The 16,797-nt window shown below is 68.3% G+C and carries 16 protein-coding genes; 14 read left to right on the top strand and 2 right to left on the bottom strand.

The genetic code is table 11. The features are described 5' to 3' along the window. The first annotated feature begins 125 nt into the window (after positions 1-125). Positions 126-1,013 (top strand): hypothetical protein, encoded by an 888-nt coding sequence (locus tag RSP_RS10105; RefSeq protein WP_017140273.1) that lies wholly within the window; start codon positions 126-128, stop codon positions 1,011-1,013. Positions 1,014-1,019: 6 nt separating this feature from the next. Here RSP_RS10105 and RSP_RS10110 read toward each other — a convergent pair whose 3' ends face one another. Together RSP_RS10110 and RSP_RS10115 are read right to left on the bottom strand one after the other, a co-directional pair. After that, a complete protein-coding gene (locus RSP_RS10110; RefSeq protein ID WP_011338183.1) occupies positions 1,020-1,262 on the bottom strand; it encodes a DUF2842 domain-containing protein in 243 nt (80 codons plus the stop codon). A gap of 79 nt (positions 1,263-1,341) precedes the next feature. After that, positions 1,342-2,634 carry an adenylosuccinate synthase gene (locus RSP_RS10115; RefSeq protein WP_011338184.1) on the bottom strand — a complete coding sequence of 431 codons (1,293 nt, stop codon included), beginning with the start codon at positions 2,632-2,634 and terminating at the stop codon, positions 1,342-1,344. 310 nt (positions 2,635-2,944) lie between these two features. On the opposite strand from RSP_RS10115, the gene secG reads away from it, so the two are divergent. The 13 genes from secG (at position 2,945) to RSP_RS10185 (ending at position 16,738) form a co-directional block, all read left to right on the top strand. After that, complete coding sequence (secG, locus tag RSP_RS10125; protein ID WP_011338185.1) at positions 2,945-3,571, top strand: preprotein translocase subunit SecG; 627 nt, start codon at positions 2,945-2,947, stop codon at positions 3,569-3,571. Between the two features lie 162 nt (positions 3,572-3,733). Next, positions 3,734-5,377 (top strand): CTP synthase, encoded by a 1,644-nt coding sequence (locus tag RSP_RS10130; RefSeq protein WP_011338186.1) that lies wholly within the window; start codon positions 3,734-3,736, stop codon positions 5,375-5,377. 178 nt (positions 5,378-5,555) lie between these two features. Continuing rightward, the gene (locus tag RSP_RS10135; RefSeq protein WP_011338187.1) at positions 5,556-6,338 is read left to right on the top strand and encodes a 23S rRNA (adenine(2030)-N(6))-methyltransferase RlmJ; all 783 of its coding nucleotides are present in this window, start codon (positions 5,556-5,558) and stop codon (positions 6,336-6,338) included. Between the two features lie 80 nt (positions 6,339-6,418). After that, entirely contained in the window at positions 6,419-6,856 is a 438-nt protein-coding gene (locus RSP_RS10140) for a tellurite resistance TerB family protein (protein ID WP_002720534.1), read from the top strand. Positions 6,857-7,019: 163 nt separating this feature from the next. Then, positions 7,020-7,817 carry an ABC transporter ATP-binding protein gene (locus RSP_RS10145; protein ID WP_011338188.1) on the top strand — a complete coding sequence of 266 codons (798 nt, stop codon included), beginning with the start codon at positions 7,020-7,022 and terminating at the stop codon, positions 7,815-7,817. A 42-nt stretch (positions 7,818-7,859) separates the two neighbouring features. Next, positions 7,860-8,585 (top strand): transporter substrate-binding domain-containing protein, encoded by a 726-nt coding sequence (locus RSP_RS10150; protein WP_002720536.1) that lies wholly within the window; start codon positions 7,860-7,862, stop codon positions 8,583-8,585. A 39-nt stretch (positions 8,586-8,624) separates the two neighbouring features. Then, positions 8,625-9,506 (top strand): ABC transporter permease, encoded by an 882-nt coding sequence (locus RSP_RS10155; protein ID WP_002720537.1) that lies wholly within the window; start codon positions 8,625-8,627, stop codon positions 9,504-9,506. Further along, on the top strand, positions 9,503-10,330 hold the full coding sequence (locus RSP_RS10160; protein ID WP_002720538.1) for an ABC transporter permease: 828 nt from the start codon (positions 9,503-9,505) through the stop codon (positions 10,328-10,330). The genes RSP_RS10155 and RSP_RS10160 overlap by 4 nt, the downstream gene beginning before the upstream one ends. Positions 10,331-10,334: 4 nt before the next feature. Continuing rightward, positions 10,335-11,672 carry a glutamine synthetase family protein gene (locus RSP_RS10165; RefSeq protein ID WP_002720539.1) on the top strand — a complete coding sequence of 446 codons (1,338 nt, stop codon included), beginning with the start codon at positions 10,335-10,337 and terminating at the stop codon, positions 11,670-11,672. A 59-nt stretch (positions 11,673-11,731) separates the two neighbouring features. After that, positions 11,732-12,409 carry a type 1 glutamine amidotransferase gene (locus RSP_RS10170; protein WP_011338189.1) on the top strand — a complete coding sequence of 226 codons (678 nt, stop codon included), beginning with the start codon at positions 11,732-11,734 and terminating at the stop codon, positions 12,407-12,409. A 4-nt stretch (positions 12,410-12,413) separates the two neighbouring features. Next, positions 12,414-13,769, top strand: coding sequence for a glutamine synthetase family protein (locus RSP_RS10175; RefSeq protein ID WP_011338190.1), 1,356 nt, complete (start codon positions 12,414-12,416; stop codon positions 13,767-13,769). Then, on the top strand, positions 13,766-15,067 hold the full coding sequence (locus tag RSP_RS10180) for an NAD(P)/FAD-dependent oxidoreductase (RefSeq protein WP_011338191.1): 1,302 nt from the start codon (positions 13,766-13,768) through the stop codon (positions 15,065-15,067). The genes RSP_RS10175 and RSP_RS10180 overlap by 4 nt, the downstream gene beginning before the upstream one ends. Before the next feature lie 303 nt (positions 15,068-15,370). Next, entirely contained in the window at positions 15,371-16,738 is a 1,368-nt protein-coding gene (locus tag RSP_RS10185) for an aminotransferase (RefSeq protein WP_002720543.1), read from the top strand. Positions 16,739-16,797 lie beyond the last annotated feature (59 nt).

Here is a 16,797-nt window from a genome sequence, read left to right on the forward strand (position 1 = left end):
CGGGCCTGTGGAGTTATGCCCGGCAAGAGCCATAATCAATCCTTCGATTCACCTGATTTCCGCGGTCGAATGGCCAGTGGCAGAGTCGGCCCCGAAGAGAAGCCGCAAGGGAGCGCGCATATCCGATGAGCGGGGACAGCAAGACCCTCACCCTGAGCTACGCGGGCTTTACCTGTGCGCTCGAGGGGTTCGCGGACCCCTTCTCTCTGGCCGGTCCGATTGCCGCGCATTTCCGCGAGGCCGAGGCGCGGGGATCGGCTCCTGAAGCGGCCGTGATCCAGCGGATCGCCGAAGGCGCCGTCCTCGTCGCGGCGGATGCCGCCGGCGTGACCCTCCGGGCCGCCACCGCCTGCGCACCCGAAGCGGCGGCGAGTGTCGCGGCGCGGCTCATGCGTCTGCGCGCGGCGATGGAGGCCGCGCGTCAGCCCGCGGCGCCACAGCCGATGTCGGTCCCCGCCCACCGGGAAGCGGCCGCGGAAGAGGCCGTCCGTGCCTTCGTGGCGGCGGAACGGGCCGAGCAGGCGCAGACGGAGGCCTGTGAGCGGGCCCGGACGCTGGAGCGGGCCCGCTCGCGCATCGGCCGGCTGAAGGCCGAACCCGATCCGCTGCTTCTCGAAGAGCTGGCGCGCATCGAACAGGATCTCGCCACGCCCTGTCCCGCCCATGATGCCGGTCGACAACTGGCCGAGGCGACGGGCGAGGATGCCGTGGAGCGCATTCTCGACAAGACGCGCAGCCAGATGGGCGCCCCCGAGAGCCGCCGGAGGATCTCGGCCCTGTCGCATCTGAAGGCGGCGGTGGCGGCGACCGTGGCCGAGCGCCTGTCGGGCGGACCGCCCGAGGATGAGGGGAACCGGCTCGGCGCCTATCGCGACGATCTCGCCCGCGTGGTGCGCCCCGGAGGCGCGGATGGGCATCCGCCGCCGCTGCTTCTGGGCCTCGGCGAGCGGGTGGATCCGGCGGACGCCGGCGACGAAGGCACGGCGCCGGCCGGGACCTCGCCGCGCCCCTGACCGGGCTCAGTCCGGCTTCTGCTCGTCCTGCGGCTTGGCATCTGGGTCCGGCTGCCCCACGCCGATGAAGATCGGCTTCAGGGGCAGGATCCAGACGATGCCGAGGGCCACATAGATCACCAGCTCCAGCCAGAACGTCGGCCGGTCGAAGAGGCCCACCAGCGTCACCGCCGCCACGATATAGAGCGGCATCCCCACCACGAGGACCAGCAGCGACAGGCGGCGGCGTGTCTTGTAGCTCAGGGCCATCGGACCCTCCTCGGATCGGGGGACGACAGCCGTCCCGACAGGAAGCGACAGCCGCCCCGTGCGGGGCGGCCGGGCCGGATCAGTCCTCGAACGGGTCGGTGACGAGGATCGTGTCGTCGCGCTCGGGCGAAGTCGAAAGCAGCGCGACCGGGCACTGGATCAGCTCCTCGATGCGGCGGACGTATTTCACCGCGGCGCCGGGCAGATCGGCCCAGCTCCGCGCGCCGGCGGTGCTCTCGGACCAGCCCTCGAGCTCTTCGAAGATGGGCGTGCAGCGCGCCTGCTGGTCGGCCGCGATCGGCAGGTGATCCAGCCGCTCGCCGTCGAGCTCGTAGCCCACGCAGATCTTCAGCGTCTCGAACCCGTCGAGCACGTCGAGCTTGGTGAGCGCGATGCCCGAAACGCCCGAGGTGGCGCAGGTCTGCCGCACGAGGACCGCGTCGAACCAGCCGCAGCGGCGCTTGCGCCCCGTCACGGTGCCGAACTCGCGGCCGCGCTCGCCCAGACGCTCGCCGTCGGCATCCTGAAGCTCGGCCGGGAACGGTCCCTCGCCCACACGGGTGGTGTAGGCCTTGACGATGCCCAGCACGAAGCCGATGGCGCCCGGCCCGATGCCGGTGCCGGTGGCGGCCTGCCCCGCAATGACGTTCGAGGAGGTCACATAGGGATAGGTGCCGAAGTCGATGTCGAGGAGCGCCCCCTGCGCCCCTTCGAACAGGATGCGCTTCCCGGCCTTGCGCATCTCGTTCATCACCTTCCAGACGGGCTTGGCGTAGGGCAGCACCTGCGGCGCGATCTCGCGCAGCTGGGCCAGCAGCGCCTCGCGGTCGACGGGCTCGATCCCGAGGCCGCGGCGCAGCGCATCGTGATGGACCATCAGCCGGTCGACGCGGAGCGCGAGCGTCGCTTCGTCGGCGAGGTCGGCCACGCGGATCGCGCGGCGACCCACCTTGTCTTCATAGGCCGGGCCGATGCCGCGGCCCGTGGTGCCGATCTTGGCCACCGAATTCTGCGACTCGCGCGCGCGGTCGAGCTCGCCGTGCAGCGGCAGGATCAGCACCGCATTCTCGGCGATCATCAGGCTCTGGGGCGAGATCTCGACGCCGTCGGCGCGCAGCTTGGCGATCTCCTGAACCAGATGCCACGGATCGAGCACGACCCCGTTGCCGATCACCGACAGCTTGCCCGGCCGCACGATCCCCGAGGGCAGCAGCGAGAGCTTGTAGACCTTGCCGTCGATCACCAGCGTATGGCCCGCATTGTGCCCGCCCTGGAAACGCGCGATCACGTCGGCCCGCTCCGAGAGCCAGTCCACGATCTTGCCCTTCCCCTCGTCGCCCCACTGGGCGCCCACGACGACGACGTTGGCCATGTCCGTTCCTTGCTGATGAAAAAAGACCCGCGCTCTATATCCTTCCACCGGGCGGGACGGAACCGCAAATCGATCCCGGGGACGGTCCGCCGCAAGCGGGCGCGACCTGCGACCGCATCTGCCGCGCCGCGGGGGGCGGCGACCCGGGCGCAGGGCTCTTCTTCTCGATCCGGCAAGAAAGGGCTGGGCTCGGCACGATCTGCGCCGGCCGGGGGCGGGCCGGCGCTGCCGCCGGTGCGGCCTTGAAGGGCTTGCGGCCACGGACGCATGGGCCTAGATAGGCGCGTCAGCATCTGAAGGCCCCCTCCGCATGCAAAACGTCGTCCTTATCGTCCATCTGATCCTCGCGCTTCTGCTCATCGGCGTGGTGTTGCTGCAGCGCTCGGAGGGCGGCGGGCTCGGCATGGGCGGCGGTGGCGCCATGACGGGCCGTCAGGCGGCGAACGCCATGACGCGGATGACCTGGATCTTCGCGATCGCCTTCATCGGGACCTCGATCGCGCTGACGATCTTTGCCGCTCAGAATTCGCACGGCTCCTCGGTGATCGACCAGTTCGGCGGCACCGTCCGGCAGGAGGCTCCGGCCACGCCCGAAGCGCCGCTCGGCAACGATCTTCTGCCGCCCGCACCCGCGAATGCGCCGCTGACCCCGCCGCGCGCGGACGAGCAGACCGCCCCGGCGACGGAAGCTCCGGCCACCGAAGCTCCCGCGACGGAAACTCCGGCGACGGAAGCCCCTGCTGCCGAAACTCCGGCGGCCCCGGCCGAGACGCCCGCCACGGCGCCCGAGGCCCCCGCGGCGGAACCTCCGGCGCCAGAGGCCCCGGCCAGCGAGCCGACCACGCCTGCCGCTCCGGCGCCCGAAGCGCCCGCTCCTGCGGAGGCTCCGGCCGCCGAAGAGACGCCCGCCGTTCCCGCTCCGACCACGGCGAACTGAACCCTACAATCCGTTGAGTCCCGCATTCCCCTGACGACAGCATCTAGCCGTCGTCAGTTGCGGACTCTTTGTCGATAGGCTATATCCCGACTCCCGTGATGGTGGGATTCGGGCAAGCCGATCGCACTACCTTGAACCGACAGTCACGGGAGATCCCACCGCATGGCACGCTACGTCTTCATCACCGGCGGGGTGGTGTCTTCCCTGGGCAAGGGTCTGGCCTCGGCGGCGCTCGGCGCCCTGCTGCAGGCGCGGGGCTTCTCGGTCAGACTGAGAAAGCTCGACCCCTATCTCAACGTCGATCCCGGCACGATGTCGCCCTTCGAACATGGCGAAGTCTTCGTGACCGACGACGGCGCCGAGACCGATCTCGATCTCGGCCATTACGAGCGATTCACCGGCGTCTCGGCCCGAAAGACGGACTCGGTCTCGTCCGGCCGGATCTATTCGAACGTGCTCGAGAAGGAGCGCCGCGGCGACTACCTCGGCAAGACCATCCAGGTGATCCCGCACGTCACCAACGAGATCAAGGACTTCCTCCGGGTGGGCGAGGATGAGGTCGATTTCATGCTCTGCGAGATCGGCGGCACGGTGGGCGACATCGAGGGCCTGCCCTTCTTCGAAGCCATCCGCCAGTTCGCGCAGGACAAGCCGCGCGGCCAGTGCATCTTCGTCCACCTGACGCTCCTGCCCTATGTCTCGGCCTCGGGCGAGCTGAAGACGAAGCCCACCCAGCATTCGGTCAAGGAGCTGCGCTCGATCGGCATTGCGCCCGACGTGCTGCTGCTGCGCTCCGAACGCGCGATCCCCGAGAAGGAGCGCGAGAAGATCGCTCTCTTCTGCAATGTCCGGAAAGAGGCGGTGATCGCCGCCTACGACCTCAAGACCATCTACGAGGCGCCGCTCGCCTATCACCGCGAGGGTCTCGATCAGGCGGTGCTCGACGCCTTCGGGATCTCGCCCGCGCCGAAGCCCAACCTCGACCGCTGGGTCGATGTGATGGACCGGCTCGAGAATGCCGAGGGCGAGGTGCGCGTGGCCATCGTCGGGAAATACACCCAGCTCGAGGATGCCTACAAATCCATTGCCGAGGCGCTGACCCACGGCGGGATGGCGAACCGCACCCGCGTGCGGGCGGAATGGATCAATGCCGAGCTCTTCGAACGGGAGGATCCGAGCCCCTTCCTCGAGGGCTTCCACGCCATCCTCGTGCCCGGCGGCTTCGGCGAGCGCGGCACCGAGGGCAAGATCCGGGCGGCGCAATATGCGCGCGAGAAGGCCATCCCCTATCTCGGCATCTGTCTGGGGATGCAGATGGCGGTGATCGAGGCGGCGCGGAACCTCGCCCAGGTGAAGGATGCGGGCTCCGAGGAGTTCGATCACGAGGTGGGCAAGAAGCGGTTCACGCCGGTGGTCTATCACCTCAAGGAATGGATTCAGGGCAACCATATCGTCGAGCGCAAGCATGACGACGACAAGGGCGGCACCATGCGGCTCGGCGCCTACACCGCCGCGCTGACGCCGGGTTCGCGCGTGTCCGAGATCTACCACGCGACCGAGATCGAGGAACGCCACCGCCACCGCTACGAGGTGGACGTGCGCTACCGCGAGGCGCTGGAGGGCTGCGGGCTGACCTTCTCCGGGATGAGCCCGGATGGGCGGTTGCCCGAGATCGTCGAGATCAAGGATCATCCGTGGTTCATCGGCGTGCAGTTCCACCCCGAGCTCAAGTCGAAGCCCTTCGCGCCGCATCCGCTGTTCGCCGATTTCGTGCGCGCCGCGGTCGAGGTGTCGCGGCTGGTCTGAGACCGGCCGCCGGGATCGCACAATCGGGCGGTGCGGCTTTCGGGCCGCTGCCGCCGCATGAGGGGCATCAGATGATCGAGCAGGCCGTCGGCAGACCGGATGCCCCCCTCGCGGGGCCGAGGGCGCCAAGTCTCGCGCCCTGCCCCGCCGCGCCGGCGGCCGGGCGCGGGAGGTCCTGATGCTCTCCTACCAGCACATCTTTCACGCGGGGAACCTCGCCGACGTGCACAAGCACGCGCTCCTCTGCGCGATGCTCGACTACATGGTGCAGAAGGACAAGCCGCTCACCTATATCGAGACCCACGCGGGCCGCGGCCTCTACGATCTCGGCTCGGCCGAGGCGGTGAAGACCGGCGAAGCCGCGAAAGGCATCGCCCGGCTCGAGGAGCGGCTGCCCGCGGATCACCCCTACCGGCGGCGCCTGCGCGAGGAGCGCGCGATCTTCGGCCCCGACGCCTATCCGGGCTCGCCGCTTCTGGCCGCGGGCTTCCTGCGCGACGGCGATGCGATGCATCTGGCGGAGCTTCATCCGCAGGAGTTCCGCGAACTGGCGAATGTGATGGAGCCCTGGGGCGCCCATCTGCGGCAGGAGGACGGGTTCCGCGCCGCGCTGGCGCTGACGCCACCTACGCCCCGGCGCGGCTTCATGCTGATCGACCCGAGCTTCGAGGTGAAGGCGGATTACGACGCGATTCCGAAGCACATGGCCGCGCTCGCGCGGAAATGGAACGTGGGCACCATCGCGCTCTGGTATCCGCTGCTGCCCTCGGGGCTGCACCGGCCAATGATGGCCGCGCTTCGCGACCGGTTCCCCGAGGCGCTCGCCCACGAGGTGCGCTTTCCGCCCGCCCGCGAAGGGCACGGGCTCGTCGGATCGGGCATGTTCGTGGTGAACCCGCCCTGGGGCAGCGAGGCGGAGGCAGAGCGCCTGACCGCCCTTTTCGCGGGCCTCACGCGCTGAGCCGGATCGCCGGGACGTGACAGGGCCGCCCTCGGGCACGGCGCTTGGCAGCCCGCAGGCGGCGCTCTATATCCCTTCCCATGTTCGACAGTCTCCTCCGCCGCCTGACGGCGCCCGCCCCCGACCGTCTGCCCGACCCCGACGCCGATCTGGCGCTGGCGGCGCTTCTCGTGCGCGTGGCGCGCGCGGACGGACATTACGACGAGTCCGAGATCGCCCGGATCGACCGGGTGCTGGCCAACCGCCGGGGCCTCGGCCCCGAGGCGGCTGGGCAGCTCCGGCGCGAGGCCGAAGCCTTCGAGGCCCAGGCGCCCGACACGGTGCGCTTCACGCGCGCACTGAAGGAGGCTGTGCCGGTCGAGGACCGGTTCGCGCTGATGCAGGCGCTCTGGACGGTGGCGCTGGCCGATGGCGAGCGGGACGCGGACGAGGATCAGGTGCTGCGGCTGGTGGCTAATCTCCTCGGCCTCACCGATCAGGAAAGCGCCATCGCCCGGCAGCACGCCGAGCGCGGCTGACCCCTCCAGCGGCCGAAAGCCGGGCGCTCTGCCTGTTGCGCATGCAGAGCGCGTTGAAACGCCTGCGGTCTGGGCGAGGGGCCGCGACGTCGCAGCGAATGCGCCTTGCCTTGGCCCGGGATTTGCGCCCTACTTGTCCCGCAGTGACAATTTGCGAGACGTCGTGACCGCCCAGACCCGAGACCCAGGCCCCGCGCGCCCCGTCCCCGTCATCGAGATCCGAAACCTGCACAAGAGCTACGGCAATCTCGAAGTTCTCAAGGGCGTGGATATGGTGGCTCCGAAAGGCCATGTCGTCTCGCTGATCGGATCCTCCGGTTCGGGCAAGTCCACCCTCCTGCGCTGCGCCAACCTTCTCGAGGACAGTCAGGACGGCGAGATCCTCTTCGAGGGCGAGGCCGTGCGCTGGCGCGGCGAGGGGCTGGCCCGCCATCCGGCCGACAAGGCGCAGGTGATCCGCATCCGCACCAACCTGTCGATGGTGTTCCAGCAGTTCAATCTCTGGTCCCACATGACGATCCTGCAGAACGTCATGGAGGCGCCGGTCACGGTGCTGGGCCGTCCGCGCGCCGAGGTCGAGGAGGCGGCGCGGCGCTACCTCGCCAAGGTGGGCATCGGCGACAAGTGCGACGCCTATCCCGCGCAGCTCTCGGGGGGCCAGCAGCAGCGCGCCGCGATCGCCCGCGCCCTCTGCATGGAACCGCGCGCGCTGCTCTTCGACGAGCCGACCTCGGCGCTCGACCCCGAGCTGGAGCAGGAGGTGGTGCGCGTCATCAAGGCCCTGGCCGAAGAGGGCCGCACCATGCTGCTCGTGACGCACGACATGCGGATGGCCGCAGACGTGTCCGACCATGTGATCTTCCTCCATCAGGGGCGGATCGAGGAGGAAGGGCCGCCCGACCGGCTCTTCGGGGCGCCGCAGACCGACCGGCTGCGCCAGTTCCTGTCCGCCACCGCCTGACGAGACCCACACAACAATCAACAAACTGACCGGGAGAGAATAATGAAGAAGCTGATCCTGACCACGGCGCTCGTGGCGCTGGCCGCCGGAGCGGCCGTGGCGCAGCAGACCGTCCGCATGGGCACCGAGGGCGCCTACCCTCCCTACAACTTCATCAATGACAAGGGCGAGGTCGACGGCTACGAGCGCGAGCTCGGCGACGAGCTGTGCAAGCGGGCGAACCTCACCTGCACCTGGGTGAAGAACGACTGGGACAGCATCGTGCCGAACCTGCAGTCGGGCAACTATGACACGATCATGGCCGGCATGAGCATCACCGAGGAGCGGGAGAAGGTCATCGACTTCACCCAGAATTACATCCCGCCGCTGGCCTCGGCCTATGCCTCGACCTCGCCCGATGCCGACATCGAGGGCGGCGTGGTGGCGGCGCAGACCGGCACGATCCAGGCCGCGCATGTCGCCGAGAGCGGCGCCACGCTGCTCGAATTCGCGACCGGCGAGGAGACGGTGGCGGCGGTGCGCAACGGCGAGGCCGATGCAGTCTTCGCCGACAAGGACTTCCTCGTGCCCTTCGTCAACGAATCGAGCGGTGAGTTCACCTTCGTGGGCGAGGACGTGCCGCTGGGCGGCGGTGTGGGCATGGGCCTGCGCAAGTCCGACACCGAGCTGAAGGAGAAGTTCAACGCGGCGATCCAGTCCATGAAGGACGACGGCACGATCAACGCGATGATCAAGAAGTGGTTCGGCGACGACATCCAGACCTTCTGATCGAAAGGAGGAGGGCCCCGCGGGGCCCTCCGCCCGCCCATGTTCGCAAGCTGCGCCGATCCCAACAGCCTCGAGGGCCTGAGCTGGCTCCTGTGCTACCTCACCTCGGGGTCGCACATCGCCTTCTACTGGTCCTTCGTCACCGTGCTCGTGCTGCTGGCCGTCACGGCCCCTGCGGCCCTGGCCTTCGGCTTTGCGGGCGCTGTCGCCGCGCGCTCGCCCCTCTGGCCGCTCTCGGTCGCGGGGCGCACCTACACGGCCATGGTCCGGGGCGTTCCGGACATCGTCTTCTTCCTGTTCTTCGTGATCGCGCTCGACCAGGGCATCGAATGGGTCGTCCATCAGGTCCGCTGCCCGGACTGGACCGAGCCCGTCCGGCAGGGGCTCGAGTTCCGCGTCTGCCCCGCGGCCAAGGTGCCGCCCGGGAACGCGCCGCAGATCTGGCACCAGATCTACGGTTTCGCGCTGGCCGTGGCGACCTTCGCCATCGTCTTCGGGGCCTTCGTCTCGAACGTGCTGACCGGCGCGATGAATGCCGTGCCGAAGGCGCAGCTCGAAACGGCCGAGAGCTACGGCATGAGCCACGGGCAGGTCTTCCGCCGCATCCTCGTGCCGCAGATGTGGATCTACGCGCTGCCGGGCCTCTCGAACCTCTGGATGATCCTCATCAAGGCCACGCCGCTTCTGTTCCTTCTGGGCGTGCAGGACATCGTCTACTGGGCGCGCGAGCTGGGCGGCACCAAGACCTCGCTCTATGCCTATCCGCATCCCGACTGGCGGCTCTACTACTTCCTCGCGCTCCTCGTCTTCTATCTCGGCATGACGCGGGTCTCCGAGATCGTGCTCGGCCGTCTCACGCGGCGGCTCAGCTTCGGACAGGCCACCGCCGGGGGCGAGGCACAGCGGAAGGCCGCCACATGAGCTGCATCGACACGATCGCCGATTACGGGCTGCGCTCGCTGGGCCTCGGCGAGCGGCTGCTGCCGCGCACCGATTTCACGCTCTGCCAGCAGTTCACGCTGATCGGCTCGGGCATGATCTGGAACATCTATTTCGGCGTGCTGGCGCTGGCGGCGGGCTTCTTCCTTGCCAACGCCCTGGCCGTGGCCAAGGCCGCCCCCTCGCCTCTCGTCCGCAAGCCTGCGGAATGGTTCATCTTCCTCTTCCGCGGCTCGCCCCTCTTCATCCAGTTCTTCATCGCCTATCAGGCGCTGGTGATGCTGCCGCGGGCGGGCATCGACCTCTGGGGGATCACGGTCGAGACCGCCTGGCTCACGCGGGCGTGGGCCGGCGCGCTGATCGTTCTCTTCTTCAACACCGCCGCCTATTCGGCCGAGATCTTCCACGGCGCGCTGATGGCGATCCCCAAGGGCGATCTCGAGGCCGCCGACGCCTACGGCCTGTCCGGCTGGAAGAAGTTCCGCCGCATCCAGTGGCCGACGATGCTGCGCCTCGCCTGGCCCGCCTATACCAACGAGGCGATCTTTCTCTTTCATGCGACGACGCTCGTCTTCTTCTCGGGCTTTCCCGCCTTCCAGCAGCGCGGCGACGCGCTCTACTATGCCAACTATTTCGCCGACAAGACGTTCAACCCATTCGTGCCTTACCCCATCGTGGCCTTCTATTTCATCTGCCTCACACTTCTCGTGATCTGGCTCTTCGGGCTGATGAACCGGAGGCTGAACCGCCACGTTCCGCAGGCCCACCGGCCGCGACTGAGGGTCAGGCCGCAGATCATCAGGTGACTTGATGAAAGACTGGCTGAGAAAGCATCCCCAGGTCCGCACGATCCGTGTCGCGGCCGCGGATCTCAACGGGCAGGCGCGGGGCAAGCGCATCCCCGCCCGCTTCGCCGACAAGGTCGTGAAGGACGGCACGCGCTTTCCGTTCTCGGTGCTCAACCTCGACATCTGGGGCGAGGATATCGACGACAGCCCGCTCGTCTTCGAGCAGGGCGATGCCGACGGGATCCTGCGCCCGACCGAGCGCGGCTTCATGCCGATGCCCTGGCTCGAGGCGCCGACCGCGCTCCTGCCGATCTGGATGTTCCGCGAGGACGGCCGCCCCTACGAGGGCGACCCGCGCCATGCGCTGCGCGCCGTGCTCGACCGCTACAAGGCGCGCGGCCTGACGCCCGTCGTGGCCGTCGAGCTCGAGTTCTTCCTGATCGACGACAGCGGCAAGACCCTGCAGGTGCCGCCGTCGCCGCGGTCGGGCAAGCGCAGGAAGGCCGCCGAGGCGCTCTCGATCCGCGCGCTCGACGCCTTCGACATCTTCTTCACCGACCTCTACGACGCCTGTGAGGAGATGGACATTCCCGCCGACACCGCCACGTCGGAAACCGGGCTCGGCCAGTTCGAGGTGAACCTGATGCATTGCGACGATGCCCTGCGCGCCGCCGACGATGCCTGGTTCTTCAAGCTTCTGGTCAAGGGCCTCGCCCGAAGGCACGGCTTCGCCGCGAGCTTCATGGCCAAGCCCTACCCGGAATATTCGGGCTCGGGCCTGCACATGCATTTCTCGGTGCTCGACGCGCAGGGGCGGAATGTCTTCGACAACGGCGGCCCCACCGGCACGGCGATGATGCGGCACGCGGTGGCGGGCTGCCTGAATGCGATGCACGACAGCACGCTCGTCTTCGCGCCGCACGCCAACAGCTACGACCGGCTGGTGCCCGGGATGCATGCCCCCACCGCCATCTCCTGGGGCTACGAGAACCGCACCACCGCCGTGCGGATCCCCGCGGGCAACCCGGCCGCGCGGCGGATCGAGCATCGCGTGGCGGGCGGCGACGTGAACCCCTATCTCCTTGTCGCCACCATCCTCGGCGCGGCCCTGACCGGCATCGAGGATCAGGAGGAGCCGCCGCAGGCCATCATGGGCAACGCCTATGCCCTCGAAGACCTGCCGCAGATCCCCCCGAGCTGGGAGGCCGCGATTCAGTCCTTCGAAAATTCGGCAATCATGCCGCGAATCCTTCCGCGCGAGCTCATCCGCAACTATGTCCTGACGAAGCGGCAGGAACTGCACTATCTGGCCGAGCTCTCGCCCGAGGAACAGGTCGAGCTCTACCTCGATACCGTCTGACCTCTTGCCGCCTGACCCGGGCCGGGGTTACTCTCCGGCCCAGACAATTCGGACAATTCATGCTGATCGGCATCCTGCAGACGGGCGAAGCGCCCGACGTCCTCTCCGCTGAGATGGGGGACTATCCCGACATGTTCCGTCGCCTGCTCGACGGGAAAGGGTTCACGTTCCGCACCTACCGCGTGCTCGACATGGAGTTCCCCGCGAGCGTCCACGACTGCGACGGCTGGCTCATCACCGGCTCGCGCCATGGCGTCTACGAGGAGCATGCCTTCATCCCGCCGCTCGAAGCCTTCATCCGCGAGGCCCGCGATGCGCGGGTGCCGCTGGTGGGCATCTGCTTCGGCCACCAGATCGTGGCGCAGGCCTTGGGCGGCCGGGTGGAGCGGTCGGACAAGGGCTGGGCCGTGGGCCCCACCGCCTACGAGTTCGGCGACGACCGGATCGTGCTGAACGCCTGGCACCGCGACCAGGTGATCGAGCCGCCCATTGGGGCCGAGGTGATCGCGAGCAACAGCTTCTGCGAGAATGCGGCCCTCCTCTACGGCGATTACGCCTTCACGGTGCAGGCTCATCCCGAGTTCCGCGACGATTTCGTCGGGGGGCTCATGCGCACCCGTGGCCCCGGCGTGGTGCCCGACGACCGGCTCCGCGCCGCCGAGGAGCGGCTCGGCCAACCCAACGATGCGGACCGGCTCGCGGAGCGCATCGCCCAGTTCTTCAATCAGGCTAGATAGTTCCATGTCCGACTGGACCGACAGACTTCCCGAAGCCGCCCGCGCCTACATCGCAGACCGCCGGGTGGACGAAGTGGAGTGCATCCTCTCCGACATCGCGGGCGTGGCGCGCGGCAAGGCCATGCCCGCCTTCAAGTTCGGCAAGCAGACGAGCTTCTTCCTGCCGAACTCGATCTTCCTGCAGACCATCACCGGCGAATGGGCCGACAATCCCTCGGGCGCCTTCACCGAGCCCGACATGATCCTGATCCCGGACTATTCCACCGCGACCGCTGCGCCCTGGACGGCGGATATCACCTTGCAGGTGATCCACGATGCGGTGGACCAGCAGGGCCGGCCGGTGCCCGTCTCGCCGCGCAACGTGCTGCGGCGGGTGGTCGAGCTTTACAATGCGGAAGGCTGGACGCCGATCGTGGCGCCGGAGATGGAGTTCTTCCTCGTCGCGCGCAACATCGACCCCAACATGCCGGTCATGCCGCCCATGGGCCGGACGGGCCGCCGTGCGGCGGCCAAGCAGGCCTATTCCATGTCCGCGGTGGACGAATACGGCAAGGTCATCGACGACATCTACGATTTCGCCGAGGCGCAGGGCTTCGAGATCGACGGGATCCTGCAGGAGGGCGGCGCGGGTCAGGTCGAGATCAACCTCGCTCATGGCGACCCGGTGGCTCTGGCCGACCAGATCTTCTTCTTCAAGCGGCTGATCCGCGAGGCCGCGCTGCGCCACGACTGTTTCGCGACCTTCATGGCCAAGCCCATCGAGGGCGAGCCCGGCTCGGCCATGCACATCCACCATTCGGTCGTCGACAGCGCGAGCAAGCTCAACATCTTCTCGGATGCCAAGGGCGGCGAAACCGAGGCCTTCCTCCATTTCATTGCGGGCATGCAGACGCACCTGCCCGCGGCGGTCGCGCTGCTTGCGCCCTACGTCAACAGCTACCGCCGCTACGTCCCGGACTTCGCGGCCCCGATCAACCTCGAATGGGGACGCGACAACCGCACGACAGGGCTGCGCGTGCCGATCTCGGGGCCCGAGGCGCGGCGGCTCGAGAACCGGCTGGCCGGCATGGACTGCAACCCCTACCTCGGGCTCGCGGCCTCGCTCGCCTGCGGCTATCTGGGGCTGAAGGAGCGGAAGATGCCGCAGCCCGAATGCACGGGCGACGCCTACATGTCCGAGACGGATCTGCCCTACAACCTCGGCGATGCGCTCGACCTGCTCGAGGAGGACGCGGCCCTGCGCGACGTGCTGGGGCCCGAGTTCTGCGGCGTCTACGATTCGGTCAAGCGCAACGAATACAAGGAGTTCCTTCAGGTCATCAGCCCGTGGGAGCGCGAGCATCTGCTGCTGAACGTATGAACCTGCTCTATGCCAACGACCGGCCGGGGGAATATCCCGGCTCGTGGTACGCCGAGACGGCGGCGGAGCTTGCCCCATTCCCCGCCCTCGCGGGCGAGGTGCGGGCGGATGTCTGCGTGGTGGGCGGAGGCTATACCGGGCTCTCCACCGCGCTGCATCTGGCGGAGCGCGGCTATTCCGTGGTGCTGCTCGAGGCCCATCGGATGGGCTTCGGCGCCTCGGGGCGCAACGGCGGACAGGTGGGCTCGGGCCAGCGGCTCGAGCAGGAAGAGCTCGAGGCGATGGTGGGCCTCGGGGATGCGCGCAAGCTCTGGGAGCTGGGCGAGGAGGCGAAGGCGCTGGTGCGCGGGCTGATCGCGCGCCACGACATGCCGGTCACCTTTCAAGCGGGCATTGCGCATGCCTGCCGCAAAGTCTCGGAAGTGGCCCATTCCCACGCCTACGCCGAGAAGCTCGCGCGCGATTACGGCTACGACCGGATCGAGCCGCTCGACCGCGACGGCATCCGCCGGCTGATCGGCTCGGACGCCTATGTGGGCGGCGACATCGACCGCGGCGCGGGCCATCTCCATCCGCTGAACTTCGCGATCGGCCTCGCACGGGCCTGCGATGCGGCGGGCGTCCGCCTGCACGAGCAGAGCCTCGTGACCCGGATCGTTCACGGAGCGGAGCCCGCAGTCGAGACGGATCGGGGCCGCGTGCGCGCACGCTGGGTGGTGCTCGGCGCGAACGGCTATCTGGGTGGGCTCGAACCCTCGGTGGCGGCGCGGGTCATGCCGATCAACAATTTCATCCTGGCAACCGAGCCGCTCGGGGCGCGGGCGGCCGATGTGCTCGCCGAGCCCGTTGCCGTCGCCGACACCCGCTTCGTCGTGAACTACTGGCGCCTGTCCGAGGACGGGCGGCTTCTCTTCGGCGGCGGCGAGAGCTACGGCTACCGCTTTCCGGACATCGCGCGCACCGTGCGGAAGCCGATGCTCGAGGTCTATCCGCAGCTCCGGGATGTGGCGATCACCCATGCCTGGGGCGGCACGCTCGCCATCACCATGAACCGGATGCCCTGCTTCGCCCGGGTGGCGCCCAATGTGCTTTCGGCCTCGGGCTATTCGGGGCACGGCGTGGCGATGGCGACGCTTGCGGGGCGGTTGATGGCCGAGGCGGTGGCGGGTCAGGCCGAACGGTTCGACCTGATGGCCGCGCTGCCCCAGCCGCGCTTCCCCGGCGGGGCGGCCCTGCGCTGGCCGGTGCTGGTGCTGGCGATGAGCTGGTATGCGATGCGGGACCGGCTCGGGATCTGAGAGCGCGCGCGGGTGGAACGGCCGGGGGGCTGTCTGCCCCCCGGACCCCCCGAGGATGTTTTTCCAGAGTGAGTGGAGCTGAGGCCTGCATGAGCGCCGGGCTTTCGAGGCTTGGGGCTTGGGGCTTGGGGCTTGGGGCTTGGGGCTTGGGGCTTGGGGCTTGGGAGAAGCTGTCTCGCTGGCGCCTCGCACCGAAAGGATCTTCGAGGCAGGACAGTCTCTTTCGAAGGATCGGCCTCGGGTGTTGAACCCGCCCGGAGCGGCCGTTAGCCTTCTCCGATCATCCTTCAGGGAGTGTTTGACATGCGTGACGATGCACCGAATTCCTGGGAGTCGCGGGCCGACGCCTCTTCCTTCTACGGCTTCACCGATCTGCCCTCGGTGCACCAGCGCGGGACGGTCGTGCTGACCCACGGCAAGGGGCCCTACATCTACGACGTGCACGGGCGCGCCTATCTCGACGCGAACTCGGGCCTCTGGAACATGGTCGCGGGCTTCGATCATCCGGGGCTGATCGAGGCTGCCAAGGCGCAGTACGAGCGCTTCCCCGGCTATCATGCCTTTTTCGGGCGGATGTCGGACCAGACGGTCATGCTGAGCGAGAAGCTGGTCGAGGTCTCGCCCTTCGCGCGGGGCCGGGTCTTCTACACCAACTCCGGCTCCGAGGCGAACGACACGATGGTCAAGATGCTCTGGTTCCTCGGCGCGGCCGAGGGCCACCCGGAGCGGCGCAAGATCATCACCCGCGTGAACAGCTATCACGGCGTGACCGCCGTCTCGGCCTCGATGACCGGCAAGCCCTACAACAGTCTCTTCGGGCTGCCGCTGCCGGGCTTCATCCATGTGGGCTGCCCGCATTACTGGCGCTTCGGGCAGGCGGGCGAGACCGAGGCCGAGTTCACCCAGCGGCTTGCGCGCGAGCTCGAGGCCACCATCATCAAGGAAGGCCCGGACACGATCGCGGGCTTCTTCGCCGAGCCGGTGATGGGTGCCGGTGGGGTGATCCCGCCCTCCGAGGGCTATTTCCAGGCGGTCCAGCCGGTGCTGAAGCGCTACGGCATCCCGCTCATCGCCGACGAGGTGATCTGCGGCTTCGGGCGCACGGGCAACACCTGGGGCTGCCAGACCTACGATTTCATGCCCGACGGGATCATCAGCTCGAAGAACATCACCGCGGGCTTCTTCCCGATGGGCGCGGTGATCCTCGGGCCGGAGCTGGCCGACCGGCTGCAGGCCGCTTCGGAAGCGGTCGAGGAATTCCCGCATGGGTTCACCGCGAGCGGCCATCCGGTCGGCTGCGCCATCGCGCTGAAGGCCATCGATGTGGTGATGAACGAGGGGCTGGCCGAGAATGTCCGCGCCCTCACGCCGAAATTCGAGGCGGGGCTCGCCTATCTGGCCGAGAACCCGAACATCGGCGAATGGCGCGGCAAGGGGCTGATGGGGGCGCTGGAAGCGGTGAAGGACAAGGCCACCAAGACCCCCTTCCCGGGCGACCTCTCGGTGTCGGAGCGGATTGCCAACAGCTGCACCGACCATGGGCTGATCTGCCGGCCGCTCGGCCAGTCGATCGTGCTCTGCCCGCCCTTCATCATGACGGAGGCGCAGATGGACGAGATGTTCGAGAAGCTGGGCGCCGCGCTGAAGAAGGTCTTCGCCGAAGTCGCCTGACCTCCCGCATGAGGGAAAGGGCTCCGCAGTCGCCTGCGGAGCCCTTTTTCACTTGCGCC

Origin of the sequence: Cereibacter sphaeroides 2.4.1 (genome assembly GCF_000012905.2) — a bacterium.
Taxonomy (GTDB): Bacteria; Pseudomonadota; Alphaproteobacteria; order Rhodobacterales; family Rhodobacteraceae; genus Cereibacter_A; species Cereibacter_A sphaeroides.

Bases quoted from the DNA above. Each gene is read 5' to 3' on its own strand.
- RSP_RS10115 (WP_011338184.1), bottom strand. From the start codon at position 2,634: ATGGCCAACGTCGTCGTCGTGGGCGCCCAGTGGGGCGACGAGGGGAAG.
- RSP_RS10140 (WP_002720534.1), top strand. From the start codon at position 6,419: ATGTTCGACAGTCTCCTCCGCCGCCTGACGGCGCCCGCCCCCGACCGT.
- RSP_RS10130 (WP_011338186.1), top strand. From the start codon at position 3,734: ATGGCACGCTACGTCTTCATCACCGGCGGGGTGGTGTCTTCCCTGGGC.
- RSP_RS10155 (WP_002720537.1), top strand. From the start codon at position 8,625: ATGTTCGCAAGCTGCGCCGATCCCAACAGCCTCGAGGGCCTGAGCTGG.
- secG (WP_011338185.1), top strand. From the start codon at position 2,945: ATGCAAAACGTCGTCCTTATCGTCCATCTGATCCTCGCGCTTCTGCTC.
- RSP_RS10185 (WP_002720543.1), top strand. From the start codon at position 15,371: ATGCGTGACGATGCACCGAATTCCTGGGAGTCGCGGGCCGACGCCTCT.
- RSP_RS10150 (WP_002720536.1), top strand. From the start codon at position 7,860: ATGAAGAAGCTGATCCTGACCACGGCGCTCGTGGCGCTGGCCGCCGGA.
- RSP_RS10180 (WP_011338191.1), top strand. From the start codon at position 13,766: ATGAACCTGCTCTATGCCAACGACCGGCCGGGGGAATATCCCGGCTCG.
- RSP_RS10170 (WP_011338189.1), top strand. From the start codon at position 11,732: ATGCTGATCGGCATCCTGCAGACGGGCGAAGCGCCCGACGTCCTCTCC.
- RSP_RS10165 (WP_002720539.1), top strand. From the start codon at position 10,335: ATGAAAGACTGGCTGAGAAAGCATCCCCAGGTCCGCACGATCCGTGTC.
- RSP_RS10110 (WP_011338183.1), bottom strand. From the start codon at position 1,262: ATGGCCCTGAGCTACAAGACACGCCGCCGCCTGTCGCTGCTGGTCCTC.
- RSP_RS10135 (WP_011338187.1), top strand. From the start codon at position 5,556: ATGCTCTCCTACCAGCACATCTTTCACGCGGGGAACCTCGCCGACGTG.
- RSP_RS10105 (WP_017140273.1), top strand. From the start codon at position 126: ATGAGCGGGGACAGCAAGACCCTCACCCTGAGCTACGCGGGCTTTACC.
- RSP_RS10160 (WP_002720538.1), top strand. From the start codon at position 9,503: ATGAGCTGCATCGACACGATCGCCGATTACGGGCTGCGCTCGCTGGGC.
- RSP_RS10175 (WP_011338190.1), top strand. From the start codon at position 12,414: ATGTCCGACTGGACCGACAGACTTCCCGAAGCCGCCCGCGCCTACATC.